The following is a 26,983-nucleotide window of genomic DNA, read 5'->3' on the forward strand; positions in this document are numbered from 1 at the left end:
AAGGGAGGATTGTCATGCCGCAGAAGCCCCCCACCATCCGCCAGAAGCGCCTCGGCGCGGAGCTGCGGAAGCTCAGAGAATCCGCGGGCATGTCGGGCGAGGACGCCGCGGAAGCGCTGGAGTGCGGACAGGCCAAGATCAGCCGGATCGAGACGGGCACCAACGGGATCCGCCCGTTCGAACTCCGCGGGCTGCTGAGCGCCTACGGGGTGACGGATCCGAAGCTGATCGATTCCCTGGTGGACATGGCCAAGGAGGGCCGTCGGCAGGGCTGGTGGAACCACTACGGCAGCACCCTCCCCGGCATCGCCGACCTCGCGCACCTGGAGGCGAAGGCCGTCACGGTCCAGGTGTGGCAGACGGTCCTCGTCCCGGGCCTCCTCCAGACCGCCGACTACATGCGCGCGCTGTTCCGCGGCGGCCGGCACGACTACGACGAGACCGAGGCCGAACGCTGCGTCGAGGCCCGCACCACCCGCCAGGCCGTCCTCGGCAAGCCGGACGCCCCCGAACTCACGGCCCTCGTCTACGAGGCGGTGCTGCGCGCCGAGGTCGGCGGACGCGAGGTCATGCGGGCTCAGCTGCGCCACCTCGCGGACCTGGCGGAGGACGGCCGGGCCCGGATCCGGGTGATGCCGTTCAGCGCGGGGGTGCACGGTGGGCTGGACGGCCCGTTCGTCCTCTACGGGCTGCTCCCGTCCGGGATGGACGTGGTCATAATGGACAGCCTGGCGGGTGCGGCCTACCTGGAGAAGGACGAGGACGTCCAGCGCTACCGGACGCTCTTCGACACGCTGAGGGACGCCGCCCTGGCCCCCGCCCCGTCACTGGAGATGATCAAAAAGCTGGCGGTCGGACCATGAACCGCGCCGGGCGACCCGGCGATGCCGCCCCCGCCCGGACCCCGTCCCCGGCTCGCCCCCCAGCTCGACCCCCTGCTCAGGCTTCCGGCCCCGACCCCGTCCCCGCCCCCGCTCCCACCCCCGCCCTCGTCCCGGAGGATTCTCCCGACGGGACGCTCACCTGGCAGCGCTCGTCCTTCTCGGGCAGCGGCGGCGGCACGGAATGCGTGGAGGCGGCCGTCACCCCGGACGGCCGCCTCCACCTGCGGGAGAGCGACCGGCCGGCGACGGTGCTGACGCCGTCGCGGGGGGTTTGGGTGGCGTTCCTGCGGGCTGTACGTACGGGGGTCGATGCCGGGACGGAAGAACCGGCCTTCCGCGCAAGGAAAATTCCGGAGTAATTCAGTGGATCATGGCATGCGATCGCCACTACAATTTAGCCGAAACGTGAAGATGGAATTTCATGGAAGGCGATACCAAGGTGAGATTATCTCGAATAGCCGCGATGGTCACGGTGAGCGCCATTGCTCCGGCCGTGCTGCTCGTCTCGTCGGCTTCCGCGGACACCGCGGTCTCGGCCCCGTCCGCTCGATCGGCCCAGGTCGCCGGACAGCAGGGTGAAGAGCCTGCCGGTGCGGATCAGCAGGCGGCGAAGGATAGAGGCGAGATCCAGCGCATCGTCAGTTTTGGAGGGCCTTCGGTCAAGGAGGCTGGTAATGCCGCGCTCAAGGGCACTGCCGCTGAGATGAGGAAGTTCCTCGAGGAGGGCCAGTTCGAGGCTCGGGACACGGACAACAGGGTTGAGGTCTCGCGGGTCATCGTCTGGTCGGGCGGGCCCGGGGTGATGGCAGCCGGTAAGGCGGCCTTGCAGGGAACTCCGGAGGACCGGGTCGCCTTCCTTGAACGGGGGCAGTACGAGGAACGGGATACGGACAACAGGGTTCTGATCTCGCGGATCTTCAGCCAGGGGGGTCCTGCGGTGAAGGAAGCGGCCAAGGCGGCTTTGAAGGGTACTCTGGCGGATCGGGTCGCTTTCCTTGCGGATGGCCAGTACACGGCCCGTGCGAAAGACAAGTAAGCCCTAGGGCTGAAGGCCGGACAAGCGCACTTGGAGCCCCGACGGATCCGTCGGGGCTCCAAGTGCGTTTTCTGTCAGGCCGTAATCGGCCGGGACTTCTTCCGGTTGCGGGTCAGCAGCTTCACGCCGGGCTTCTCTACGTACTCGTGCACGAGCACCGCGCCGACGAAGGACACCGCCAGGAACAGGCCCAGGTGCAGGACCAGGGGAATCTTGAGGTGGTGGGTGTTCAGGAAGTGGTCGACGCTGAAGATGACGATCTCGTGCACCAGGTAGAAGGCGAAGGAGACCTCGCCCAGGTACACGTTGATCCGATTCCTGAAGGGGGAAGGCTCTCCTCGGACGTCGGCGCGCGCGGCCGCGGCGATGGTGAGGGTGTACGGGACGACTGTGACGGCGGCCCAGTGGAAGTCGAAGGGCAGGAGGTGGGTCGGTCCGAGGACCGCCAGGACGGCCAGGGCGAGGCCGGCGGTCAGTCCGGGGCCGCGCCAGGCGCCCTTCTTCACGAGTAGCGCGACGGCGATGCCGATGACGAATTCCACGAGCCGCATCGGCGGGAAGACGTAGAGCAGGAACTTCGGGTCCAGGTCGAAGGCCCGCTCGACGGGCTTCATGTACAGCGGGGCCAGGGCGACGAGCAGGTTGCCCACGAGCGCCGTCGCCCACAGCCCGCGGTCGGAGAGCCGCCGGACGAGCTTTATCACCAGGGGAAACGACAGATAGAAGAGGAACTCGCAGCTCAGTGACCACGAGACACCGTTGAAGTTGAACCACCAGTCCTTGCGGTCGGGTATCCAGGACTGGGTCAGTGTCAGGTTCGCCAGGGCGATGCGAAGGTCGAGGGCCTTACCCATCCAGACCATCGTGACCACGGCGAGGCAGAAGGTCACCAGATGGCTGGGATAGATACGCGCGAAGCGGCGCCGCCAGAATCCGGTGACGGTGTCGCGGGGCCGCGCCGACCAGGCGAGCACGAATCCGGAGAGGATGAAGAAGAACGACACCGCCGAGGGGCCGGCATAGACGACCTCCTTCAGCCTGAACACGTGCAGGGAGGTGCCGGAGGACGCCTCCTCATAGGCGAAGTGAAAACAGGCGACGAACAGCGCCGCGTACCACCGCAGGCCTGTGAGCGAGTCCAGGCGAACCCTCGAGGTGGGGGGTTTGTCGGACGGCCTGCTGGTTGGGGTGGGGGTTATCAGACTCACTGTCGGCTATTCCATGTGACGAGCAGGAGAAATCCTGTGACGTCGGTTGCGTCCCAGGGTCTTGCGAGGGCGTGGGGCGGGCCCTGGAGGTGCGATCTTCAGGGCCCGTGGAAACGCCGGCATTCCGGCCGGTATGCGCGGCCGGAACATGGGTGGTACGGCGTATGACTGAGCCCGCCCAAAACGGGCGTGACTGTGGAACGAATGAGCATGAAGCGCCCATCTTATAGGGTCGATGGTCACTGCACGAGATGTTCCGGTCACAGCTTTACCAAGAGCCCGTCATGGCCGCGTGAGGTTCGGCCTCATGCGACCGGTCGCTGACGCCCTGCTGCTTCCCCGAAACACGCCTAGATCCGAACCTTGGTCCCGGGTTCGCCGACGCCGGTGGCGAAGGTGCCTTGTTCGCTCCAGCCGCCGTGGTTGGTGCCGCCGTTGTTGATCCAGGCGTTGACGACGCCGTTGTCTTGCAGGGTGAGGTAGTCGGCTTTGCCGTCGGCGTTGATGTCGGCGAAGCGGACTTTGTCTCCGGGTTCGCCGACGCCGGTGGCGAAGGTGCCGTATTCGGTCCAGCCGCCGTGGTTGGTGCCGCCGTTGTTGATCCAGGCGTTGACGACGCCGTTGTCCTGGAGGGTGAGGTAGTCGGCTTTGCCGTCGGCGTTGATGTCGGCGAAGCGGACTTTGTCTCCGGGTTCGCCGACGCCGGTGGCGAAGGTGCCGTATTCGGTCCAGCCGCCGTGGTTGGTGCCGCCGTTGTTGATCCAGGCGTTGACGACGCCGTTGCTCTGAACGACGAGGTAGTCCGCCTTGCCGTCACCGTTGATGTCGACCCGGTAATCGCCGGGGGGTGCCTTGCGAGAAGGCGTCCCGGGTTTGATATCTACGCGCTGCTTGATCCAGCCGTCGGCCGCTGCCCGGGCCACGCCGTTGGAGAAGGCGTCCGCCATCTTGACGTAGCCGCTGTCCTTGGGGTGGAGGTCGTCATCGAGATCCTGCGTGGTGACGGCGCCCATGTCGACGAAGCCGACGTGCCGGCCCTTGGCCTGGCGCTCCGCGACCAGCTGCGGGATCACGGCGTTGAACTTCTCGATCCGCTGCTGGGTCCCGGCGTCCGCGGAAGGAACGAGAGAAGAGACCAGTACGGTCATGTCGGGAGCTGCCGACGTGATTTTGTCGACGAGCTCCCCGAGGCGGCGGGGAGCCGTGTCCACCTGGTAGTCGTCGTGCATGTCGTTGGTACCGATGTGCAGCAGTACCGTGTTCGGCTTTGCCGCCGGAAGCCATCGGTCGATGTTGGCGGACAGGCCGCCGATCTTCCAGCCCCAGTGTCCTTCATGGTCGGGGTCGGACAGCTTGCCGTTCCGTAGGGACCCCACGAAGTCCAGATTGCCCGTGTGCGGAGCCAGCTGACTCCACAGGTCGTCGCGATAGCCGGCGCCGTTGGAGCTGCCGGCGCCATGAGTGATCGAGTCGCCCAGCGGCATCACCGCGAGCCGTGGCACCTTCCAGTTCTTCGCGAAGGCGGCGGGAGGTGCCAGGGGCGCTGCTTGCCGACTGTCCCTTCGGGGGTCTGGAGAAGGTACGGGCGGCGTCGCGGTGGCGGCGGACGCGAGCTGAGAGCCCGCGGCCAGTACGCCGAGCGTCAGTACCGTGACCAAGGTGCGTCCGGCCGGTCGAGCCGAGACGCGAGGCGTCGGCCGCCGCCGGCCCGGCAGACGATGCTCGCCGGGGCGTGCCTCCCCGCAGTGGGGGTGAGATCTCTTGATCAAAGAAATGTCTTTCTGCCATGCATCGCCTCCGAAGAAAAAGGAATCAACGGATTCCGGCCGGGGCGACGCCTGTTCAGCCAAGGGGCTTGTCGCGGCTCGAGCCACGACAAGCCCCACTCCGGAAGCCGGCGGCATGACCGTCCTAGTTGAGGAGGTCGACCTCGCCGTGCGTGCCCGCAGCGTCGACGGCCGGGTACAGGCCGAGGTTGCCGTCGTTCCAGCGGACCAGGACGTCGCCGGGACGGTTGTTGGCGGCGAAGGCTCCTGCCGTGACCGACAAGGTGTTCTTCCACGCGGAATCGGGGAGGCGGAACGCGATCTCGTCGTGGAACGGCTTGGCGGAGGGAGTCACGCCCGGGAAGATGCTGGCTGCACCGTTTTTCCAGCGGATCAGGAGGTCGGAGTTCGCCTTGCCGGTGAACTCACCCCCGCTGATCTGTGCGATGTAGGTGCCGACGGCCATCGCCTTCTGCAGCTGGATCTCGCCCGCCAGCTTGTTCGTGCCGAGGTCGGGGAAGAGCGAAATGGAGCCGTCCTGCCAGACGACCAGCACGTCATCACGCAGTGCGTTGCCGGTGTACTTGCCGACGGCGGTCAGCTTGGCGTATTCCTTCCAGGTCGTGTTGGCGGGCCTGAGCTGCTCTTCCTTGCTGAACCCGTTCTGGCTGACGTGGGAGAACCACGTGACCTCTCCCGACTCCCAGCTGACCATCAGGCCGTCGGGGCCACTGCCCGCGAAGTTGCCGCCCGAGACGGTTTTGGCGCCCTTCCAGCCGCTCCCCGAGACCTTGTACTCGGCGGTGAAGGGGTACTTCGGGTCGTTGTTGTCGGCGCCCTGGAAGATGCTGGCCGAGCCGTCGCCCCAGGTGACGAAGAGGTCCATGTGCCGGCTGCCGCCGGGCGCGCCGCCGGTGAAGTAGCCCGGGACCAGGTGCTTGGCATCGGTCCACTTCTTGCCCCGGAGAAGGTCACGGGGGGGCGGTGGTGGTCTGGATCCAGCCGGCGATGTCGTCGACGCGGGTGTCGGTGGCGCCCTTGCGGGTCTCGGCCTCGTCGGTGCCGAAGCAGCCGGCCTGTCCGGAGGCGCTGTGGATGCCGGCCAGTTCGTAGCGGCCGCCGACGTCCCGGAAGGCCGGGCCTCCGGTGTCGCCCTGGCACAGCACCGCGTCGTCGGACTTGCCGGAGAGGCCGAGGGAGGCGCCCTTGACCGACCCGACGGTGAACTTCGCGTAGTGCAGACGGTCGGGAACCCACTCGTCCTTGGTGCGCCCGTAACCGGAGGCCCACAGGTCCTCGCCCGGCAGTACAGCGTTGAAGCCGACTCCGATGGGGGCGACGCCTGAGACCGGGGTCTCCAGGCGGGCCAGCACCAGGTCACGGTCCTCGCGCGGAACGAGTTCGACGACGTTGACGACGCTTCCGGCATCGCGGGTGAGGTCGGTGCGCCCGATGGTGGCCGTCGTCTTCAGCTTGGGCGTGCCCGCGGCGACCTTGAACCCCTGGGCCGGATTATCGGCGAAGCAGCTGGCGGCGGTGACCAGCCACTGCTGCGCGATCAGCGCGGCCGAGCAACTGCGCTGCCCGGCCCCGATGTCGAGCTTGGCGGTGAAGGCGTAGCTGCCGTCCTTGGCGGCCGTGCCCACGACGGCGTCGGCGGAAGTGGCCGTCAGCAGGCCGGCTACGGCGGTGGAGGCGAGGAGCCCAGCGGCCATGGCCGCGCGGGGACGTCTGGCGAACATGTACGTTTCCTGTCTGGTTCTGAGCGGTCTGATGGTGGCCGGGGAGGATCTTTCGATCAGCCGGTCACACGGAGCTCGACCAGGACAGTGGGTGCGGTCGGCGGGGTGCCTGCTGTTCCGACACCCTTGGCGTCGTTCTTGGCCACCGTGACGGTCTGGGTCTGTCCCTCGGCGATGAGGTTGGCCCGAACCGCTACGTCACCGGTCATGATGTTGTAGACCTTGGGGATCTCCAGGCTGAGGTAGCCGGCCTTCCCGTTGCCGGTGACCTTGAAGCAGTAGAGGCCACGCTCGGTCTGGCCCGGGTGTTCCATCGAGGTCATCACCTGGATGTCCTTGGACACCCTGCAGTCGGCCAGCAGGATGTGTCCGTCGCCCTTGCGGAGCGCGATGCCCTGCTCCTTGAGGATCTTCGCAGCGTTCGGGTACTCGAAGGTCTCCACGGCGGAGGGCAGCGGGGCCTCGTCCGTCCCGGCCGAGACCGCAGCTACAGAGGGTGCGCCAGAGGCGATTACGGAGACGATTCCGATAACGCCGGCGAGCAGACTTCTGCGTGCGCGAGATATCACCAGAGAATCCTTCCAGGGAATACGCAGCGAAAATGGTTATGCGTAATGGCAGGATAAAGCCAATGGCAAGAAACCTACCATGCCGTTTGATTTTGCCTTTTCTTGACCAATCGCAGAGCCGTGAATCCCCTCAATGGAAAGGGTTACCTTTAGTAAGGGAGTGTCATGCGCAGAACAAAGACTCTCTCGTGGTGCCCCTCGCTCCGCCTTCAGGAGGGTTTCGGCCACCACCCCACCGGAGCCGATCAAGAGGGCTATGCTTCGCGGCGCCGAATTCCGGTGTTAGGTAACTAGCGATAGAGGCCTGATGTGAGATATAAATCCTCCTTGGCGGGAGCCGCGAGAAAACAAGGATTTGGCACACGCCTGCTGTGCCTTGCCTTGCTCCCCCTGTCCCTCCTCGTGGGCCTGCTCGGAGCGGTCCCTGCCGTAGCGGCGCAGGACGCGGCCGCGTCGGACCGGGGTCGCGTCGTGGAGCTGTGGACGAAAGGCGGCCCCTCGGTCAAAGCCGCGGCCGAGGCCGCGCTCCTGGGCACGGACGAGGACGTGCGCAAGTTCCTGGACAGCGAGAAGGACTTCGCCGAACTCAGCGACGAGCGCATCAACGCGACACGGATCTTCACCGCGGGCGGAGTGACCGTCCGTGAGGCGGCCTTCAAGGCACTGTCCGGTTCGCGGGAGGACCTGCGCGCCTTCCTCAAGGACGGCTGGCGGGCCCCGTTCGAGACGGACATGCGGATCCGCACCACGCAGATCATGGAAGCGGGCGGCCCCGCGACCAAGGAGGCCGCCCAGACCGCGCTGCGCGGCTCGCTCGACGACGTGCGGAAGTTTCTCGACTCGGGCCGGCACACGACCCGGGACAACGACGACCGGCTCAAGGTCACCCAGATCATGAGCGCGGGCGGCCCCGCGACCAAGGAAGCCGCGAAGGTGGCACTGCGGGGTTCGACGGACGACATCCGCGAGTTCCTGGCGGTAGGTCAGAACGTCGCCCTTTCCAGGGATCAGGAACGGGCGACCGTCGCCCAGTTGGCTCAGCGGGCCAAGACCGCCGGTGACGTCGCCAAGCAGCAGACCGAGGCGGCCAAGGACGCCTCCAAGCGCGCGGTGAAGGCTTCCGAGCTGGCGAAGGAACAGGCGAAGAAGGCCGCCGAGGAGACCCAGGCGGCGGGCAAGGACGCCGGCCGGGCCGCCGGCGCCGCGGGGCGTGCGGCGGACGCTGCCCAGGGCGCCGCCAGTGCCGCGCAGGAAGCCATCGAAGCCGCTCAGGCCGCCAACCACGCCGCCCGAATGGCCGCGAGCGCCGCAGCCAACGCCGCAGCAGCCGCTTCGGCCGCCGCTGCCGCCGCGTCGCGGGCCCGCGACGCGGCAGCCGGCGCGGCGACGAACGCCGGCATGGCTTCGGCCGCGCGCCAAGCCGCCGAGGACGCCGACGCGGCCGCGCAGGCGGCGGACACTTCCGCGGAGGCCGCCAAGCAGGTGCAGATCGCCGCGAAGGAGGCCGGGGCGGCAGCCGATGCCGCCGCAGGTGCCAGCTCCAACGCCGACGCTGCCGCGGATGCCGCGGACGAGGCCGCCGGTTACGCCGGCGGTGCGAGCGCCGAAGCCTCCCGCGCCAAGAGCTGGGCGGCTACGGCCCGCAGCCATGCACGTGAGTCGCGCCGGGCCGCCACCGCGGCACGGGACCTCGCCTACGCGGCCGCGAGCGCCGCGGGAGAGGCACGCGCGGCCGCCACCAGCGCTGCCGGGCACGCCAGGAAGGCGGCGACCGCCGCGAGAGAGGCCGCGAAGCACGCCGGAGAGGCGGCCACGGCCGCGAAGCAGTCCACCGACCACGCCAAGGCGGCGAAGGACGCCGCCGACCAGGCGACCGACGCGGTCGAAACGGCCAAGAAGGTCCACGACGTGGCCACGAAGATCGAGGCCGAGGGCCTCAAGGCCAGGACCGCTGCCGGCATCGAGCAGGCCAGGGCGGAGAAGACTGCCCAGGCCCTGGACAAGGAAGCCGCGGATCGAGCCAAGCAGGCCACCAAGGACCTTGACGAGGAAGCCGTGCGCCTGGCCGCCGAAGCCTCCAAGCCGGGCACGGACACCAAGGACGTGGCAGCGAAGGGCCGCAAGGTCGCCGTCCTCGCGATGAAGACTCGCGGTCCCTGGAGCCAGGCGGCCGCCAAGACGGCGCTCACGGGTTCCGACGAAGCCGTACGGTCCTACCTGCGCACCGGTTGGCAGCAGGCCGCTGCGCAGGACCAACGGGCACAGGTCCAGGTTCTCGCGGTCGACAGCGAGTATGAAAGCCTACGGAAGGCCGCCGCCGAGGCGCTCAAAGGGGACGCGAAAACGATCAGCGAGTTCCTGCGCACCGGTGGCTACGAAGCCGCGTTGACCGACTACCGGGTGCAGGTCACCAAGATCATGGGCAGCGGTGGCCCTGAGCTCAAGAGCGCCGCCCAGACGGCGCTGAGGGACGGTTCGGCCGGTAAGCTCGTCGATTTCCTCCGGGAAGGTCAGTACACCGCGCAGGTGACTGACGACCGCATCCGCGCCACGCAGCTGATGGGCAGCGGCGGTCCCGAGACGCAAGCCATGGCCAAGATCGTCCTGCAGGGAACGGACGAGGCGCTCCACGAGTTCATCCAGGTCGGGCAGTACGCGACCGCCCGGGGCGACCACCTCACCGCCACTCACGTCGCCTTCGTCCAGCAGCTCATCGCCGAAGCCGCCGGCACCGCGGCCACCGCGCAGAAGAACGCCGCCGAGGCAGCCGTCGTCGCGGCCAAGGCCAACGATGCGGCCGACCAGGCCCAGCGCTATGCCGACGAGGCCCTGAAGGCAGCCGGCGTGGCGGAGAAGTCCGCTGCCCAGGCCGACGGTTACGCCAACCAGGCCGAGGCATCGGCAGCCGACGCCGCCAAGTCCGCACGGACAGCCGACGCCGCGGCGACAGCAGCGGAGGACGACGCCGCCAAGGCCGAATACTCCGCGACACGGGCCATGGTCTCCGCTGAACTGGCAAGCAGCTCAGCCCAGGAGGCCTACGCTTCCGCCGGTGCGGCCCGCGCCTCGGCCGAGGCCGCGGGCAAGGACGCCGATGCGGCCGAGGAGGCCCACCGGGGTGCCATCCATGCCTACGAGATCAAGCTGGCCGAGGCGGAGGCGCTGCGCCGGGCGCAGGCGGAGGTGGCCCGTGCGTCCGAGGGCATGTTGTCGAACATCGAACGATGGCAGCTCGAGAACATGCGGCTGTCGGTCGCGGCCACCGGGGAGCCGGACGCATGGATCCTCGGGCTCGAATGGATCACCGGAACCGGTAAGGAGACGCACCACTACGGTGCCGACGACCGATTCACCAAGCAACTTCGCGGGGATCACTCGATGGATGCGGTGAGGAATACAATTCGTGAAAAGATCGCCAAGGGAATCGATAGTGATGGGGGAGTCAATGACGGCTACAGTGTAGGAAAAGAGGGCTTTCTCCGATTTGGTGCTGATGCCCTTTATGTCAGGACGTTCGGCTTGTCGGGGCAAATTCAAAGTTGGTGGACGGATGGGAAGTACGGCACGCAGACGTCAACCTTCGTCGGCTCGTACGACTATGAATTCCAAGTTGTGTCGCGGAATTCCCAAAGGGGGAAGGCGGAGGTGAAAATCACCATCAGGAATAAGACGGACATCAACTCCTTGACGCACTATCCGAAGATTCGGAGGTCCATGGAGAAATATGTTGGCCATCCGCTCGATGCGACCGCGAACTGGCTCGGCGGTCCCTTCAGGACTAAGTGGCAAGAGGCGTCCTGGATCGAAACAATGGACGTCTCATGAGGAGGCTCGCCATCCCGCTGTCCGTGCTCGGCTGCATGGTGATCGTCGGCGCTGGGACCTGCTCCTGCTCGGCTGAATTCGAGGACGGCTCGGCGCAGCCGAGCGATCTCGTCGGGTCTTGGTCCGGCGAGCAAGGGGCAAGAGTGACCTTGCGTGAAGACGGTTCTGTCGCTGCCGTGAAAGTTCCAACCGCCTTCTCGCTCGAGAGTGAAAAGCCCACCAAGTGGTTCACTGGCAGCGGCACATGGGAACTGGAAAAGAAGCCCAAACTGGGCGATCAGCAGATCGGCCTCACGCTTGGCGAAGTGTTTGGTTCGAAGAAATGGGTGCGACTGCGGGTTGCGGGTAAGGCTGCCCAAGGGGGTCTCTACGTCGTGATCTCCGAGGACGCCGCAAAAACTTTTCCCCTCAAGAAGTCCTCCTAGTGGGCTGATTTCGGAGCTTGCCGTCAGGTTCAATACCTCCGGTCGTAAATAAGGCCCCTGAGGCGGTGTCCCAAAAATGGGCGCCGCCTCAGGGGTTCTCCGACGGGCGCCTTCGTGGCGGAACGTCAGGAAGCCCGCAGGGAGCGAGTCGACGTGGAAGCGGTGGGGGAGACGGCTCCGCTGATGTCCTGGGGAGAGGGCGAGCCCTCTACGATGCCCCCGATGTGGTTCAAGCCCTTGACGTCGTCTCCCCCCGGCGGCTCAGCTTAGAGTTCATATGTTGTACGGATGGCCGGCCCCAGAGTCGTGGTCCGGTTGCGGGGACGGTCGGCGTGCCGTGTCCGGCTAGGTGGGAGTGGATGGGCGTGGAGACTCCGGGGTCGCAGTCGTCGCTGCACCGGGCCAACCTGGAGCGGGTCGTGCGCGCGGTGCGCATGGCGGGGTCGCTGACCCAGGCGGAGATCGCCCGGACCACGGGGTTGTCGGCCGCCACGGTCTCCAACATCGTGCGGGAGCTGAAGGACGGCGGGACCGTCGAAGTCACCCCCACCTCCTCCGGCGGGCGGCGGGCGCGGAGCGTTTCGCTGTCCGGGGACGCCGGGATCGTCGTCGGTGTCGACTTCGGGCATACACACCTTCGGGTGGCCATCGGGAACCTCGCCCACCGCGTGCTGGCCGAGGACGCCGAGCCGCTGGATGTGGACGCCTCCGCCGCACAGGGGCTGGACCGGGCGGAGCAGCTGGTCAGGCGGCTGATCTCGGAGGCCGGGATCGATTCGGCGAAAATCGTAGGGGTGGGCCTCGGGGTGCCCGGGCCCATCGACGTGGAGACCGGCACGCTCGGGTCGACGTCGATCCTCCCCGGCTGGGCCGGCACCAACCCCCGCGACGACCTCGCCGCCCGCCTCGACGTGCCCGTCCACGTCGACAACGACGCCAATCTCGGCGCTCTCGGCGAACTGGTCTGGGGGGCCGGGCGCGGCGCCGCCGACCTCGCCTACATCAAGGTCGCGAGCGGTGTCGGCGCTGGGCTCGTCATCAACGGGCAGATCTATCGCGGTCCCGGCGGCACCGCGGGCGAGATCGGGCACATCACCCTCGACGAGTCCGGGCCCGTCTGCCGCTGCGGCAACCGCGGCTGCCTGGAGACCTTCACCGCCGCCCGGTATGTGCTGCCCCTGCTCCATTCGGCCCACGGCACCGACCTGACCGTGGCGCGCATGGTGCGGCTCGCGCAGGACGGCGACCCGGGCTGCCGGCGCGTCATCGGCGACGTCGGCCGGCACATCGGCAGCGGCGTCGCCAACCTCTGCAACCTCCTCAACCCCCGCCGGGTCGTTCTCGGCGGCGACCTCGCGGAGTCCGGCGAGCTCGTCCTCGCGCCCATCCGCGAATCCGTCTCCCGCTACGCGATCCCCAGCGCCGCACGGCAGTTGGAGGTCGTGCCGGGCGCCCTCGGCGGTCGCGCGGAGGTGCTGGGCGCCCTCGCGCTCGTCCTCAGCGAGATGGGCGATTCCAGCCTGCTGGACCGGATGCCGCCGGTCGGCGCGGCCGTCCTCGCCTGAGCCGCGGCTGCCCTCCTTTCCGCCTTTCCAGGGGCCTCGCGGCGCGGCGCGGTCGCATCTTGAGTTCACGCAGATAACGAATGGCATCGTTGCCATCTCGTTAAGGATTTACTTCTTGACGCTCTTCTGGCGGCCGAGTTGACTTCCAGCCACCTCGGCCGCAACGGCGCGGCCTCGTCAGGGAGGTATCTGCAAGTGAACACGCATCTGCGTCGTGCCGCTGTGGCCGTGGCGGCCGTCTCGATGGCCGCGGGTCTCGCCGCCTGCGGGAAAGCCAAGGAAGCCGGTGACAACGGCGGTGGCAAGAAGGAAGGAAAGGCCGCGCTGACCATCGGCCTCCTTCTGCCGGAAAACCAGACCGCGCGTTATGAGCGCTTCGACAAGCCGCTGATCGAAAAGAAGATCAAGGAATTGGCGGGCTCGGACACCACGGTCCTCTACGAGAACGCCAAGCAGGACGCCTCCGTCCAGCAGCAGCAGGTCGACACGATGATCACCAAGAAGGTCGACGCGCTGATCGTCGACGCGGTGGACGCGAAGTCGATAGCGAGTTCGGTGAAGAAGGCGAACGACAAGGGCATCCCCGTCGTCGCGTACGACCGGCTGGCCGAGGGCCCCATCAAGGCGTACACCTCCGTCGACAACGAGCGCGTCGGCAAGATCCAGGGCGAGTCTCTGCTCAAGGAGCTGGGCGACGACGCCGCCAAGGGCGAGATCGTCATGATGAACGGCTCCGTCACCGACCCCAACGCCAAGATGTACAAGGACGGCGCCCACTCCGTCCTCGACGGCAAGGTGAAGATCGGCAAGGAGTACGACACCAAGGAGTGGAAGCCGGAGAACGCCAACGAGAACATGAAGGGCGCCATCTCCTCGCTGGGCAAGGACAAGATCGTCGGCGTCTACTCCGCCAACGACGGCATGGCCGGCGGCATCATCACCGCGCTCAAGAGCGCCGGCTTCGACAAGCTCCCGCCGGTCACCGGCCAGGACGCCGAGCTCTCGGCCGTCCAGCGGATCCTCTCCGACGAGCAGTTCATGAGCGTCTACAAGCCCTACAAGCCCGAGGCCGACGCCGCGGCCGAGATGGCCGTCGCCCTCGCCCGGGGCAAGGCCCTCGACGGCGTCGCCAAGTCCACCGTCGACAGCGGCACCGCCAAGAAGATCCCCGCCATCATCGTCACCCCCTTCGCCCTCACCAAGGCCGACATCGGCCAGTACGTCGGCAAGGAGGGCTTCTTCAACCTGGACGAGATCTGCACCGCGAAGTACAAGGCGCAGTGCGACAAGGCCGGACTGAAGTAAGCCCCACAGCTGCCGCCCCCGCGGGGCGGCGAAGGAGATGATGAACGTGTCCGCTACGCCCGTGCTGGCGCTGCGCGGGATCTCCAAGCGGTTCGGTGCCGTCCAGGCGCTCACCGACGTGGAACTGGAGATCCACCCCGGCGAGGTGGTCGCCCTGGTCGGCGACAACGGCGCCGGGAAGTCCACCCTGGTCAAGACCATCGCCGGGGTCGGCCCCGCCGACGACGGGGTGATCGAGTGGGAGGGCCGGCCGGTCACCGTCGACCGGCCGCACACCGCCCAGGAGCTCGGCATCGCGACCGTCTACCAGGACCTCGCGCTCTGCGACAACCTCGACGTCGTCGGCAACCTCTTCCTCGGCCGGGAGATCGTCCGCGCCGGGGTGCTGGACGAGGTCGAGATGGAGCGCCGCGCCCGCGAGCTGCTCGCCACCCTGTCCATCCGGATCCCCAGTGTCCGGATCCCCGTCGCCGCGCTCTCCGGCGGGCAGCGGCAGACCGTCGCCATCGCCCGCTCACTGCTCGGCGAGCCCAAGGTCGTCATCCTCGACGAGCCCACCGCGGCGCTCGGCGTGGAGCAGACCGCGCAGGTCCTCGACCTCGTCGAGCGCCTCCGCGAGCGCGGCCTCGGGGTCATCCTGATCAGCCACAACATGGCCGACGTGAAGGCCGTCGCCGACCGGGTCGCGGTGCTCCGCCTCGGCCGCAACAACGGCGTCTTCGAGGTGGCCCACACCTCCCAGGAAGAGATCATCTCCGCCATCACCGGTGCCACCGACAACGCTGTCACCCGCCGTAAGGCCCGTACCGCGGAGGGCGAGAAGTGAGCGCGAACCTTTCCAAGACGAGCGGTACGAACGGCCAGGCGCCCGCCGACGGCGCCGTCACCCCCGTCGACCCCCGCCTGCTGGTCCGCCAGGAGGGCTTCACCGGCTACTGGAGCGAATTCGGCCGGAAGCTGCGCAGCGGCGAGCTGGGCTCGCTGCCCGTGGTCGTCGGGCTGATCATCATCGGCCTCGTCTTCCAGCTGCGCGACTCGGCCTTCCTCGGCGCGGAGAACCTCTCCAACCTCTTCGTCACCGCCGCCGGCACCGGTCTGATCGCCGTCGGCATCGTCTTCGTCCTGATCCTCGGCGAGATCGACCTCTCCGTGGGCTCGGTCAGCGGGCTCGCGGCGGCCGTCTTCGCCGTGCTCAATGTGAACCAGGGCATGCCCGAGTGGCTCGCGCTCGTCCTGGCGCTCCTTTCCGGTGCCGTCATCGGAGCCCTCCACGGGTTCTTCTTCGCCCGGATCGGCGTACCCGCCTTCGTGGTCACCCTGGCCGGCCTGCTGGGCTGGAACGGCCTGATGCTCCAGGTCCTCGGCTCCAACGGCACCATCAACCTCGACGACTCCGGCCTGGTCGCCGCCCTCACCAACCACTACTTCACCGATATCTCGGCGGCCTACGGGCTCGCGACCGTGGCCGTGGCCGTGTTCTTCGTGGTGTCCTTCCGCGACAGCAGGCGGCGCGAGGCCGCGGGCGTCCCCAGCCGCCCGCTCAGCGAGATCGTGCTGCGCACGGCGGCGCTGGCGGTGCCCGCGTACGTGGTGGCCTGGCTCTTCAACCAGTACAAGGGCCTGCCGCTGGCCGTGGTGATCTTCCTGGGCATCGTGGTGGCCCTGGACCTGGTGCTCCGGCGCACCTCGTACGGGCGCAGGGTCTTCGCGCTCGGCGGCAATGTCGAGGCGGCCCGGCGGGCCGGCATCAACGTCCCGGCGATCCGGATCTCGGTCTTCGCGCTCTCCGGGACGATGGCCGCCCTCGGCGGGATGTTCCTGGCCTCGCAGATCAACGCCGCGAACCAGTCCTCCGGGGCCGGCAGCCTGCTGATGAACGCCATCGCCGCGGCCGTCATCGGCGGCACCAGCCTCTTCGGCGGGCGCGGCAAGACCTGGTCCGCGCTGCTGGGCGTGCTGGTGATCCAGTCGATCGCCTCCGGGATGGCGCTGCTGGGCATCGCCTCCGCCGTCCAGTACATGATCACTGGTGCGGTGCTGCTCGCCGCAGTGGTGATCGACTCGGTGTCGCGTCGTACGCAGAAGACGGCGGGGCGCGCCTGAGGGTTTGAGCGGGGCCTGAGCGGCTCGGTGGGGCGGGTGGGGGCTTTTCCCCTACCCGCCCCTTCCCGGTCCCGGGGCTCCGCCCCGGACCCCGCCCGCTGCCCGGGCGGCGGCGCCCTTCGACGAGCACGCCCTGGCCTACGTCGACGCCGCGGACGACGCCCGGTAGCCCTTGAGGACATCCGGCCCGGGACCGGGTGCGGCGGGAGCGACAGGCGTCGCGGCGGACACGGGTCCCTCGGGCCCTGGACGGCCTGAACATTCGTCCCCGGCCCGCACGACACCCCCACAGGCCGGATCCGGCCCCCTCCGGTTGCGGCGGAACGCCCCGTGGGGAAAGATCCACCGGTCTACGCCGATCGCGTGACATACCTCGCAGCACCCGTTCACCCGCATCGCGGGCGGAACATTAGACTCGACAGACCGGCAAGGCTCGACAGCTCGAACGCTTAAGGAGGCACGGGTGGCGCTGCTATCCCGCATCAGGGGACCGCGCGATCTGGACCGGCTGAGCCCGGAGCAGCTCGATCAGCTCGCCGCGGAGATCCGGACCTTCCTCGTCGACGCCGTGTCCAAGACCGGTGGACACCTCGGGCCCAACCTCGGGGTGGTCGAGCTCACCATCGCCATGCACCGGGTCTTCGAGTCGCCGAAGGACAAGGTCCTCTTCGACACGGGGCACCAGTCGTACGTGCACAAGCTGCTCACCGGCCGCCAGGACTTCGCGCGGCTGCGGGCGAAGGGCGGCCTGTCCGGCTACCCCGCGCGCGAGGAGTCCGAGCACGACGTCATCGAGAACAGCCACGCCTCCACGGTGCTGGGCTGGGCCGACGGCCTCGCCAAGGCCAACCAGGTGCTGGGCCGCAAGGACCACGTCGTCGCCGTGATCGGTGACGGCGCGCTCACGGGCGGTATGGCCTGGGAGGCGCTGAACAACATCGCCGTGGCCAAGGACCGCCCCCTCGTCATCGTCGTCAACGACAACGAGCGCTCCTACGAGCCCACCATCGGCGGCCTCGCCAACCACCTCGCCACCCTGCGCACCACGGACGGCTACGAGCGCTTCCTGGCCCGCGGCAAGGACCTGCTGGAGCGCACGCCGGTGCTCGGCAAGCCGCTCTACGAGACCCTGCACGGCGCGAAGAAGGGCCTCAAGGACTTCATCGCCCCGCAGGGCATGTTCGAGGACCTCGGCCTCAAGTACGTCGGCCCGATCGACGGCCACGACATCGAGGCCCTGGAGTCCGCGCTCCAGCGCGCCAAGCGCTTCGGCGGCCCCGTCCTCGTGCACTGCCTCACCCAGAAGGGCCGCGGCTACAAGCACGCCGAGCAGAACGAGGCGGACCGCTTCCACGGCATCGGCGCCATCCACCCCGACACCGGCCTGCCCCTCGCCTCCTCCGGCGCCAGCTGGACCTCCGTCTTCGCCGACGAGATGGTGAAGCTCGGCGAGGAGCGCCAGGACATCGTCGCCATCACGGCCGCGATGATGCAGCCGGTCGGCCTCGGCAAGTTCGCCAAGGCCTTCCCCGACCGCGTCTACGACGTCGGCATCGCCGAGCAGCACGCGGCCACCTCCGCGGCCGGCCTGGCCACGGGTGGCCTGCACCCGGTCTTCGCGGTGTACGCGACGTTCCTCAACCGTGCCTTCGACCAGGTCCTGATGGACGTCGCCCTGCACAAGTGCGGGGTGACCTTCGTCCTCGACCGGGCCGGCGTCACCGGCGACGACGGCGCCTCGCACAACGGCATGTGGGACATGTCGATCCTCCAGGTCGTCCCCGGCCTGCGGATCGCCGCCCCGCGCGACGCCGACCAGGTGCGCGCCCAGCTCCGCGAGGCCGTCGAGGTCAAGGACGCCCCCACCGTCGTGCGCTACTCCAAGGGCACCGTCGGCCCCGCCGTCGAGGCCGTCGGCCGCGTCGGCGGCATGGACGTGCTGCGGAAGCCCGCCGAGGGCGTGCGGCGCCCCGACGTCCTCATCGTCTCCGTCGGCGCCCTCGCCCCGATGTGCCTGGAGGTCGCCGACCTGCTCGACAAGCAGGGCATCTCCGCGACCGTCGTCGACCCGCGCTGGGTCAAGCCCGTCGACGCGGCCCTGCCCGGCCTCGCCGCCGAGCACCGCGTCGTCGTCACCGTCGAGGACAACGGCCGCACGGGCGGCGTCGGCGCGGCGGTCTCGCAGGCGCTGCGCGACGCCGACGTCGACCTCCCGCTGCGCGACTTCGGCATCCCGCAGCGCTTCCTCGACCACGCCTCCCGCAAGGAGGTCATGGCCGAGATCGGGCTCACCGCGCCGGACATCGCGCGCCAGGTCACCGGCCTGGTCGCGAAGCTGGACGGGCGCTACGACGAGGTCTCCGGGACGGACGAGGTCGTGGCCGAGGCCGCCCGCGACTGACCCGCCCCTCCGCCCCCGGCCACCGCCGGGGGCGCCGGTCGGACCCACGGGCCGGTCGGACCACCTATCCGGGTGGTCCGACCGGCCCGTACGCATACCCCCGCCCGCGTCCCATCGGGTGAATCCTGGCCCCCGTGGCCGGGCCCACCCCGGTACGGACCGGATCATCGCGGACACTCGCTCAGTTCACGGATGAACGGATGAGCGACGGCCGAGAGAGATCCGAGACAGGTGGAGGTGGGCCGATGAGCACGGAACAACCCCTCCGGAACAGCCGCGGCGGGCGCGGCGTCTTCCGGACCAAGACGGTGGAGCAGTCCATCCGGGACACCGAGGAGCCGGAGCACGCGCTCAAGAAGTCGCTCACCGCCCTCGACCTCACCGTCTTCGGCGTCGGCGTCGTCATCGGGACCGGCATCTTCGTCCTCACCGGCAAGGTCGCCAAGGAGAACGCCGGCCCCTCGGTGGCGCTCGCCTTCGTCCTGGCCGGCATCGTGTGCGGGCTCGCGGCGCTCTGCTACGCCGAATTCGCCTCCACCGTGCCGGTCGCCGGCTCCGCGTACACCTTCTCGTACGCCTCCCTCGGCGAGCTGCCCGCGTGGATCATCGGCTGGGACCTGATCCTGGAACTGGCGCTGGGCTGCGCCGTCGTGGCCGTCGGCTGGTCCGGCTACATCCGCTCGCTGATGGACAACGCGGGCTGGCACCTGCCCGTGGGCCTGGAGGGCACCCACGAGGGCCGCTTCGGCTTCGACATCCTGGCGTGCGCCCTCGTGCTCGTCCTCACCGCGATCCTCGTCCTCGGCATGAAGCTGTCCTCGCGGGTGACGGCCGTCGTGGTCGCCATCAAGGTCACCGTCGTCCTGATCGTGATCATCGTGGGAGCCTTCTTCATCACCGGGTCCAACTACGAGCCGTTCATCCCCGACTCGCAGAGCACCACGGCCGGCAGCGACATCAAGGCGCCGCTCATCCAGCTGATCTTCGGATTCTCGCCGTCGAACTTCGGCGTCATGGGCATCTTCTCCGCGGCCGCCGTCGTCTTCTTCGCCTTCATCGGCTTCGACATCGTGGCCACCGCCGCCGAGGAGACCCGCAACCCCCAGCGTGACGTCCCGCGTGGCATCCTCGGCTCGCTCGCCATCTGCACGATCCTCTACGTGGCCGTGTCCGTCGTCGTCACCGGCATGCAGAAGTACAGCGACCTCTCCACGGACGCCCCGCTCGCCGACGCCTTCAAGGCCACCGGCCACCCCTTCTGGGCGGGGCTGATCAGCTTCGGCGCGGCCGTCGGCCTCACCACCGTGTGCATGATCCTGCTGCTCGGCCAGAGCCGGGTGTTCTTCGCCATGAGCCGTGACGGGCTGCTGCCCAGGATCTTCTCCCGGGTGCACCCGAAGTACGGCACGCCCTACCGCTCCACGATCCTGCTCGGCGTCGTCGTCGCCGTGCTGGCCGGCTTCACCTCGATCGACGTCCTCGCCGAGCTGGTCAACATCGGCACGCTCTTCGCCTTCGTCGTCGTGGCCCTCGGCGTCGTCATCCTCCGCCGCTCCCGGCCCGACCTGCCCCGGGCCTTCCGCACCCCCCTCGTCCCCCTCGTGCCCGTCCTGTCCGTCCTCGCCTCCCTGTGGCTGATGCTCAACCTCACCGCCGAGACCTGGCTGCGGTTCGCCGCCTGGATGGTCCTCGGCGTCGTCGTCTACTTCGTCTACGGGCGCGCCCACAGCCGCGTGCCCTGACGGCCCCACCGCCGGGCGGCCCCTGAAGCGGGGCCCGCCCGGCGGCACCTCCCGGCCGGGCCCCGGCCCCCGGGCAGACCGCGGACCGCCGCCCGAGGACGCACCCTAGGTTGACCTGCATGCCCGTCGCACAGCGCGCAGCCGTACCGGCCGGCACCCCCGTCCCGCACGCGCGGCCCCCCTACGAGCACGAGCCCGCCGCGCCCCCGGGCAACGGCCCTTTCTGGCGCCGTCTGCTGCCCGCCCTGGCCGTCCTGGCCCTCGTCACCCGGCTGCCGTCCTTCACCCGCCCCCTCTGGAACCCCGACGAGGGCTTCCTCGCCACCGAGGCCCGGATGCTCGGCCAGGGCGCCGTCCTCTACCGCACCGTCGTCGACCGCAAGCCGCCCGTGCTGCCCTGGCTGTACGAACTGTGCTTCGCGCTCTTCGGCGACGGCTCGCTGCTGCCCGTCAAGGCCCTCGCGGTCCTCGCCCAGCTGCTCACCGCCGTGCTGCTGGCCTCCCTGGCCCGGCGCCGCTGGGGCGAGCGGGCCGGCCGCACCGCCGGGTCGCTCTATCTGCTGGCCTCCGTCTGCCTCGCCCCCGAGGACGCGCAGGCCGCCTGCTTCGAGGTCTTCATGCTGCCGTGGACGGCGGCCGCCATGTGGTGCGCGGACCGGGCCCGCTGGGGCGCCGCCGGACTGGCGGTGGCGGGCGCCATGCTCACCAAGCAGACCGGGGGAGCGGTCCTCGCGCCCGTACTCCTGATGCTCTGGACCGGCCGCGGGCGCGGCGCGGGCGCCGTGGCCCTGGCCCTCGGCGCCGTCCTGCCGGTGGCCGCCGTCGCCTGGCTCACCGGGCCCGCCCGGCTGCTGTTCTGGTCGGTGACGGGGTCGGGGACCTACGCGTCGGTGGCCGGTTCGGTGCCGCTCGCCGTCGACCGGGCGGCGTCGGGCGCGACCGTCGCCGCGGTGGGCTGCGCGGGGCTGCTCGTCCCGGTCGGCGCCCTGCTCCTCGCCCGCCGCCGCGCCGCCCCGCCCGAGCTGTGGCTATGGCTCGCCGCCTCCGGCGTGGCCGTGACCACCGGCTTCCACTTCTTCGGGCACTACTACCTCCAGCTGATCCCGCCGCTCGCGCTGCTCGCCACGTCCGCGCTGCGCGCGCTGCCCCGCCGGGTGCTGCGGACCGCCGTGGGCCTGTCCGTGCTCTCCTGCGGGTACTTCCTGGGCTGGGGGCTCACCGACGAACCGCCCGACCTGCCGCACTCCCTGAAGGTGGCCCGCGCCGTCCGCGAGCGCACCCGGCCGACCGCCCGCGTCCTGTTCTGGGGCATGCACCCCGAGCAGTACTGGCTGGCCGACCGCCGCCCCTCGGGGCGCTTCCTGACGGCCGGTCTGCTCACCAACTACAGCGGCGGGCGCGGCCCTTCCCGGGTCGGCGAGGCGTACGGGGTGCCCGGCTCCTGGCCGGTCTTCCGCCGCGAGCTGGCCCACCGGCCACCGGAGCTGGTCGTCGACGACTCGCGCGGCAAGCCGTACGCCCCGGGGCGGTTGCCGTCGCTGCGGGCGGCGCTGGCGCGGTCGTACGAGCGGGTGGGGGCCGTGGACGGGGCGGTGCTGTACGCGCGGAAGGGGCGCGGGCCGGAGTGAGGGGCGGGGCGGCGAGGGGCCGGGTGAGATGTCCTCCGCCGCGGCCCGGCGGGAACGGGCCGCGCCGTCCGCCCGGTTCAGTCCCGCTTCTGCCCGGCTGCTACCCGGTTCCGTCCCGCTTCTGCCCGGCTGCTACCCGATCCCGTCCCGGTCCTGCCCGGGTGCGGGCTTCTCCCCGTTCCCGCGGCGTACCGACCTCGGGCCCAGGACCTCCGCGCCCAGGGCGCGGACGCGCTCCCGCAGTTCCCGGTCCGCGGTGACCACCACACAGCGCCTGCCCGGGTCCCGCCCGGCCACCAGCTCGACGATCCGGTCGTCACCGCTGCCCTCGGCGGCCTCGACCCGCACGCCCGGCACCGACTCCACGCCGCGCGCGGCGCCCTCCACCACCAGGACGACCTCCGCCGGTGCCACCGGCAGCGCGGGGCCGCCGGCGGCCGCGTCGGCGGCCAGCCGGTCCCGCAGCCGGACGGCGGCGCCCCGGCGGTCGCGCCACCACCCGTCGGGCACCGAACCGACGACATTCGCGGCATCCACGACAAGAAGTGCGGTCATTCCCACAGCCTCGCACGCCCGGTCCGCACGGAAGTTCCCGGGTGGCCACGATGTTATTGTCGAGGGTCGACAAACGGGCGTCGCGCGGAGCGCGCGGGGCCCGCGTGCGAGAAAGGCTGGCAGCGAGTCATGGCAGTGCGTACGGCCACCCCGGTCACCGGCTGGCTACTGCGGGGCGGTGACGGCCGGCTGACGGCCTACGCGCCGACCGAGGGCGGTGTCGTGCGCTGGACCGAGACCCGGCCGGGCGGCCCCGGGTGGACCGGCCCGGAGCTGCTGCCCGTGCCCGGCCTGGAGCCCTACCTCTCCATAGCGCAGAGCGCCGAGGGCTATGTCTCCCTGGTCGGCGTGCGCAGGCGGACCGTCACGGGCGACGAGGGCGAGCGGACCGAGACCGAGGTGGTCTACGCGACGCAGTTCCAGCCCGGCCGGCAGCCCACGAACTGGCGGTCGCTGGGCACCCCCCACGGCCAGGACCGGCAGCGCGCCGAGCAGATCGGCGTGCCCGCCGCGGCCGTCGACCGCCACGGCCTGAACGTCTTCGTCCGCAACTCCGGCGGCGGGGTGTGCGGCCGGCGCCAGGACGCGCGCGGAATCTGGGGCCCCTGGCTGGACATGAAGGGCAGTCATGTCCTGGACAGCCTCTCGGCCGGCGCGACGGACGAGGGGCGGGTGGAACTCCTCGCCCCGGCGGCCGAGTTCGTCCTGCGCTGGCGGCAGGAGCAGCCGGGCGGCCCGTTCCGCCGGATCCGCAACGTCCCGGCCAAGCCGGCCGCGGCCTCCTCGACGTCCGCGCCGACCGGCGACGACCGGATCACCCACTTCTGGCGTGAGGACGGCGACTCCTCGCTCCGGGTCCTGCCGCCCGAGGCGCCGGAGGCGGTGGAGGCCACGGAGGCCGTGGAGGAGGGCGCCGAGCCCGAGAGCGTCTCCCTGGGGACGACCGGCAGCGGCCCCGTCGCCGTGCTCCGTACGCTCCTCGACGGCCACGACTGCACGGTCCTGGCCCAGCGCGCCGCCTCCGGGCTGCCCGCGGTCGCCGCGTTCCCCAGCGGGGACGAGACCGTGGAGCCGGTCTGGTCCGAGACGGGCGAGGAGTTCTCGGGCGCGCCGGCCCTGGCGCGGGACGCTCAGGGCCGGGTCGTGGTGGCGGTCCTGGGCATGGACGGCCACCTGCGGGTGGCGCGCCAGCGGACGTCGGAGCCGGGCCTGGCGCTGGGCGAGTGGGAGCGGATCTGAGCCCTGACGGCCGCCGCCCCCGGGGCTTGGCGCCCGGCCCGGCCCCCGGGTACCGGGCGGGCGGGGTCACGCCCGCCCGCCGTCACAGCCGCTTCGCGCTGCGCAGCCCCGTCGCGTAGAAGCCGTTGCCGTCCAGGCGGGCCGTGCCGCCCTTGTCGCCGAACGTCGGGCCGTTGGCCTCCTCGCGGCTGGAGATGAAGCGGGGCTTGCCGTCCGTGTCCAGGCCCAGGTAGATGCCGACGTGGTCCAGGCGGTCGCCGGTGCGGCGGTCGATGTCGAAGAAGACGAGGTCGCCCGGCTGGAGCCGGTCGGTGGCCTCGGGGCGCTTGCCGGTCAGCTCCAGGACGGGGACGCCGGGGGAGAGGCGGGCCATGCCGTTGGCGGTGCGGGGCAGGCCGTCGCCCTTCACGTCCTTGCCCATCAGGGGGTAGCGGGCGCGGAAGCCGAAGACGGTGCGGACGAAGCCCGAGCAGTCCACGGCCCGCAGCCGCTGCGGCTCGGGGCGCTCCACGGTGCCGTCCCGGAAGGTGTACGGGATGCCCAGGTAGTCGTAGAAGTCCGACTGCTCCAGGCGCATGTCGCCCGCCTCCGAACCGCCCGGGTTGAGCGGGCCGAACTGGGCGTCGCCCGCGTACACGAGCCCCTGCGCGTCCTTCTTCTGCGGCGCGCCCTCCAGGTATTCCATGGAGAAGGCGAAGATGTCGGGGTCCTTGCTGCCCAGGGACTTCCCGAACCACTCGGTGAACCAGGCGGCCTTCTCGGAGCCCTCCTTCCACTGCTGCGGCAGCAGCCGCACCCAGCTGTCCGTGGTCACCTTCGCCGAGGTGTACTTCGGCTCGGTGAAGGTACGGCTGGGGCCGGTGAGGACCGCGGTGCGGGCGCCGTCCGTGAAGGTGGCCAGCACCGCGCCGTCCCCGGCGCGGACGACCGTACGGGCCGGGTGGGCGAGCCGCTCGAAACGCCGCTCGCCGGGTGCCGCCTTGGCGGCACCCGCGGTGGGGCCGGAGCCGCCCACGGACCGTACCGGCGGCGCCGCCTCAGGCCGCTTGTCGCGCAGTTCCACGGTGAGGTACGCGCTGGCGCCGAGCAGACCGGTCACGACCAGCGCGTGCACCGCGCGGCGGCCGGTCAGGCTCTGCTTCTTGCGGTCCTTGGTCTTCGGGGTCATCAGGCTGCGCTCCGTGGGGTTAAGGAGGGTCAGGCGGGCTGGTGGGGCCGGTCGGGCCGGGGTGTCGCCGGGTCAGGCCGTCGGCATGAAGCCGAGCAGGATGCCGGCGGTGAGGACGACGTAGTTGGCCAGCGAGACCGTGCCCGTGGCCAGCAGCGTCGCGCCCTTCGGCTGGCGGACCAGCTGATAGGCGATCAGACCCGGGACGATGAAGCCGAGGGTCTGGTTGGCGTACATCAGCGGGAACTGCTGCTGGAGGATGATGTGCAGGGTCGCCTGGAGCACCACGCCGGTGAGGACGACCGCGGCGAACAGCCGCTTGCCGTAGAGGATCACGTACCGCTGGAGCAGCAGCGTGGACAGGTACGTCAGCACGGTGATGCCGACCACCATGGCCGCGCGCTGGAGGTCCTCGACCAGGGTGAGGGCCAGCCAGCCGGGGGTGATCATGCCGCCGGGGGAGAGATTGGTCGTCAGATAACAGACCAGCGAGAACAGCAGGCCCAGGGCGATCCCGATGGCGGCGATCTCCGGGGTGAGGACGGCGGGGATCAACGGAAGTCTCCTGTGGGATCTATATACGTCGGTACGTACACGGGGGGCTGTTCCTGCTGTTCCTGCGGCTCGGGCCGCGCCGATTCGTCCGCCGGCAGCTCGGCCAGCCGTTCCAGCAGCAGCTCGCCCTGGCCGTGGATGTTGCCGATGGCGACCAGCGAGGCCCCCGGTCCGAGCCGGCCCAGGATCTCGCGCTCCAGTTCGGCCGGGTCGCGGCGGTCGCCGCCGAGGTCGACGACGCGGTCCCGCCACCCGTCGGGGATCGCGTCGGCGGCGCTCTTGGTGGGGTGGCCGATGAGGAAGACCGAGTCGGGGGCCAGCCGGGGGACGATCTCGCCCATCTGGCCGTTGCGCTCGACACGGTCGGGGCGGCAGTTGATCAGGACGTGCAGCGGCCGCTCGATCGCGCCGAGGCTCAGCAGCTGCTCGACGTTCATCAGCGTCGACTCGGGGTCGTTGGCCGCGAAGACGTTGGCGAAGCGGAACGGCACGCCCTCGGGGGTGCGGTAGCGCTCCACGGACAGCACACCGGGGTCCGGCGGCGCGTCGTACATCCCCTGCAGGGCGGTGGCGCGCTCGACGCCCAGCAGCTCGGCGACGGCCAGCGCGATCGCGACGTTCTCCTTGAAGGTGAACCAGCTGAAGCCGCGCAGCTCCGCGTCGGTGACCGTCTCCGGGTCCACCGCGATCAGCCGGCAGTCGCGCTTGTCGGCCTCCTCCTGGAGGATGTGCAGCCGGTCGACCTCGGCCGTCACACAGATCCCGCCGTGCGGCATGGACCGGCTCAGCGACCGGGCGACGTCGTCCAGGGTCGGGCCCATCTCCGCGAGGTGGTCCTCACGGACGTTGCACAGCACACCGATCGTGGAGCGGATCAGCTTGGTCTGGTTGACCTCCTGGAGCGCCGGCATCACCGCCATGCACTCGATCACCAGGGCGTGCGGGCGGTAGGCGGCGGCGCGCCGTACGATGCCGATCTGCTCGACGACGTTGGCGATGCCGAACTTGCGGTAGACCGGCTCCTCGGTGGCGTCCGGGTGGATGAAGCGCGCGGCGGTGCCGGTGGTCTTGGCGACCGTGACCAGCCCGCCGCCGCGCAGGGCGCCCGCGCACAGCCGGGTGATGGAGCTCTTGCCCCGGATGCCGTTGATCAGCACCCGGGTGGGGATGAGGTCGAGGTTGGTGAAGTGCCGGCGCTGCTCGATCACCCCGGCGACCAGCACGATCGCACAGCAGATCACCAGGACCGTGTAGAGGAAGAGCACGG

Annotated in this window: 21 protein-coding genes and 1 pseudogene; 13 read left to right on the forward strand and 9 right to left on the reverse strand. The window is 70.0% G+C overall.

Features of this window, described 5'->3' with window-relative positions; all coding sequences use genetic code 11:
* The first annotated feature begins 14 nt into the window (after positions 1 to 14).
* The 3 genes from LUZ64_RS17335 (at position 15) to LUZ64_RS17345 (ending at position 1,920) form a co-directional block, all read left to right on the forward strand.
* A complete protein-coding gene (locus tag LUZ64_RS17335; protein ID WP_095581486.1) occupies positions 15 to 863 on the forward strand; it encodes a helix-turn-helix domain-containing protein in 849 nt (282 codons plus the stop codon).
* A complete protein-coding gene (locus tag LUZ64_RS17340) occupies positions 860 to 1,243 on the forward strand; it encodes a DUF397 domain-containing protein (protein WP_232389819.1) in 384 nt (127 codons plus the stop codon). The genes LUZ64_RS17335 and LUZ64_RS17340 overlap by 4 nt, the downstream gene beginning before the upstream one ends.
* Before the next feature lie 62 nt (positions 1,244 to 1,305).
* Positions 1,306 to 1,920 carry an ALF repeat-containing protein gene (locus LUZ64_RS17345; RefSeq protein WP_095582253.1) on the forward strand — a complete coding sequence of 205 codons (615 nt, stop codon included), beginning with the start codon at positions 1,306 to 1,308 and terminating at the stop codon, positions 1,918 to 1,920.
* Between the two features lie 74 nt (positions 1,921 to 1,994).
* Here LUZ64_RS17345 and LUZ64_RS17350 read toward each other — a convergent pair whose 3' ends face one another.
* The 5 genes from LUZ64_RS17350 to LUZ64_RS17370 all read right to left on the reverse strand — a co-directional run bounded on the left by LUZ64_RS17350 (position 1,995) and on the right by LUZ64_RS17370 (position 7,205).
* On the reverse strand, positions 1,995 to 3,128 hold the full coding sequence (locus tag LUZ64_RS17350; RefSeq protein WP_095582252.1) for an acyltransferase family protein: 1,134 nt from the start codon (positions 3,126 to 3,128) through the stop codon (positions 1,995 to 1,997).
* A 350-nt stretch (positions 3,129 to 3,478) separates the two neighbouring features.
* Positions 3,479 to 4,630: a GDSL-type esterase/lipase family protein gene (locus tag LUZ64_RS17355; RefSeq protein WP_232398583.1), complete on the reverse strand. Its 1,152-nt coding sequence runs from the start codon at positions 4,628 to 4,630 to the stop codon at positions 3,479 to 3,481.
* A gap of 409 nt (positions 4,631 to 5,039) precedes the next feature.
* Positions 5,040 to 5,780, reverse strand: a complete 741-nt coding sequence (locus tag LUZ64_RS17360) for a hypothetical protein (protein WP_095582250.1) — start codon at positions 5,778 to 5,780, stop codon at positions 5,040 to 5,042.
* Between the two features lie 85 nt (positions 5,781 to 5,865).
* Positions 5,866 to 6,636, reverse strand: a complete 771-nt coding sequence (locus LUZ64_RS17365; protein ID WP_095582249.1) for a S1 family peptidase — start codon at positions 6,634 to 6,636, stop codon at positions 5,866 to 5,868.
* 56 nt (positions 6,637 to 6,692) lie between these two features.
* Positions 6,693 to 7,205, reverse strand: coding sequence for a hypothetical protein (locus tag LUZ64_RS17370; protein ID WP_232389817.1), 513 nt, complete (start codon positions 7,203 to 7,205; stop codon positions 6,693 to 6,695).
* Between the two features lie 471 nt (positions 7,206 to 7,676).
* Here LUZ64_RS17370 and LUZ64_RS37165 point away from each other — a divergent pair, with 471 nt between their 5' ends.
* From LUZ64_RS37165 to LUZ64_RS17420, 9 genes are all read left to right on the forward strand, one after another.
* Positions 7,677 to 11,030, forward strand: coding sequence for an ALF repeat-containing protein (locus LUZ64_RS37165; RefSeq protein ID WP_170116800.1), 3,354 nt, complete (start codon positions 7,677 to 7,679; stop codon positions 11,028 to 11,030).
* Positions 11,027 to 11,455 carry a hypothetical protein gene (locus tag LUZ64_RS17385; protein ID WP_095582246.1) on the forward strand — a complete coding sequence of 143 codons (429 nt, stop codon included), beginning with the start codon at positions 11,027 to 11,029 and terminating at the stop codon, positions 11,453 to 11,455. Before LUZ64_RS37165 ends, LUZ64_RS17385 begins: the two co-directional genes overlap by 4 nt.
* A 365-nt stretch (positions 11,456 to 11,820) precedes the next feature.
* Complete coding sequence (locus LUZ64_RS17390) at positions 11,821 to 13,020, forward strand: ROK family transcriptional regulator (RefSeq protein WP_095582255.1); 1,200 nt, start codon at positions 11,821 to 11,823, stop codon at positions 13,018 to 13,020.
* Positions 13,021 to 13,215: 195 nt separating this feature from the next.
* Complete coding sequence (locus LUZ64_RS17395; RefSeq protein ID WP_170116799.1) at positions 13,216 to 14,325, forward strand: substrate-binding domain-containing protein; 1,110 nt, start codon at positions 13,216 to 13,218, stop codon at positions 14,323 to 14,325.
* Positions 14,326 to 14,362: 37 nt separating this feature from the next.
* Positions 14,363 to 15,151, forward strand: a complete 789-nt coding sequence (locus LUZ64_RS17400) for an ATP-binding cassette domain-containing protein (protein ID WP_095582245.1) — start codon at positions 14,363 to 14,365, stop codon at positions 15,149 to 15,151.
* Positions 15,148 to 16,428: a sugar ABC transporter permease gene (locus LUZ64_RS17405; protein WP_095582244.1), complete on the forward strand. Its 1,281-nt coding sequence runs from the start codon at positions 15,148 to 15,150 to the stop codon at positions 16,426 to 16,428. The genes LUZ64_RS17400 and LUZ64_RS17405 overlap by 4 nt, the downstream gene beginning before the upstream one ends.
* Before the next feature lie 463 nt (positions 16,429 to 16,891).
* The gene (dxs, locus tag LUZ64_RS17410; RefSeq protein WP_095582243.1) at positions 16,892 to 18,829 is read left to right on the forward strand and encodes a 1-deoxy-D-xylulose-5-phosphate synthase; all 1,938 of its coding nucleotides are present in this window, start codon (positions 16,892 to 16,894) and stop codon (positions 18,827 to 18,829) included.
* Between the two features lie 245 nt (positions 18,830 to 19,074).
* Positions 19,075 to 20,571, forward strand: a complete 1,497-nt coding sequence (locus LUZ64_RS17415; RefSeq protein WP_095584091.1) for an amino acid permease — start codon at positions 19,075 to 19,077, stop codon at positions 20,569 to 20,571.
* A gap of 119 nt (positions 20,572 to 20,690) precedes the next feature.
* Positions 20,691 to 22,199, forward strand: a complete 1,509-nt coding sequence (locus tag LUZ64_RS17420; protein WP_095584092.1) for an ArnT family glycosyltransferase — start codon at positions 20,691 to 20,693, stop codon at positions 22,197 to 22,199.
* Between the two features lie 132 nt (positions 22,200 to 22,331).
* Here the strand turns inward: LUZ64_RS17420 and LUZ64_RS17425 are convergent, their stop codons facing one another.
* Positions 22,332 to 22,754, reverse strand: coding sequence for a PIN domain-containing protein (locus LUZ64_RS17425; protein WP_095578705.1), 423 nt, complete (start codon positions 22,752 to 22,754; stop codon positions 22,332 to 22,334).
* Between the two features lie 129 nt (positions 22,755 to 22,883).
* Here LUZ64_RS17425 and LUZ64_RS17430 point away from each other — a divergent pair, with 129 nt between their 5' ends.
* Positions 22,884 to 23,993 carry a PLL family lectin gene (locus LUZ64_RS17430; RefSeq protein WP_095578704.1) on the forward strand — a complete coding sequence of 370 codons (1,110 nt, stop codon included), beginning with the start codon at positions 22,884 to 22,886 and terminating at the stop codon, positions 23,991 to 23,993.
* 82 nt (positions 23,994 to 24,075) lie between these two features.
* Here LUZ64_RS17430 and LUZ64_RS17435 read toward each other — a convergent pair whose 3' ends face one another.
* The 3 genes and pseudogenes from LUZ64_RS17435 to pgsB all read right to left on the reverse strand — a co-directional run.
* The gene (locus LUZ64_RS17435) at positions 24,076 to 25,161 is read right to left on the reverse strand and encodes a C40 family peptidase (RefSeq protein ID WP_095578703.1); all 1,086 of its coding nucleotides are present in this window, start codon (positions 25,159 to 25,161) and stop codon (positions 24,076 to 24,078) included.
* 72 nt (positions 25,162 to 25,233) lie between these two features.
* Entirely contained in the window at positions 25,234 to 25,716 is a 483-nt protein-coding gene (locus LUZ64_RS17440; RefSeq protein ID WP_087925693.1) for a poly-gamma-glutamate biosynthesis protein PgsC/CapC, read from the reverse strand.
* A gap of 80 nt (positions 25,717 to 25,796) precedes the next feature.
* Positions 25,797 to 26,981 (reverse strand): annotated as a pseudogene (gene pgsB, locus LUZ64_RS17445) (poly-gamma-glutamate synthase PgsB); the annotation flags it as partial.
* Positions 26,982 to 26,983 lie beyond the last annotated feature (2 nt).

It is taken from the genome of Streptomyces albireticuli, assembly GCF_021228125.1.
Lineage (GTDB): Bacteria > Actinomycetota > Actinomycetes > Streptomycetales > Streptomycetaceae > Streptomyces > Streptomyces albireticuli.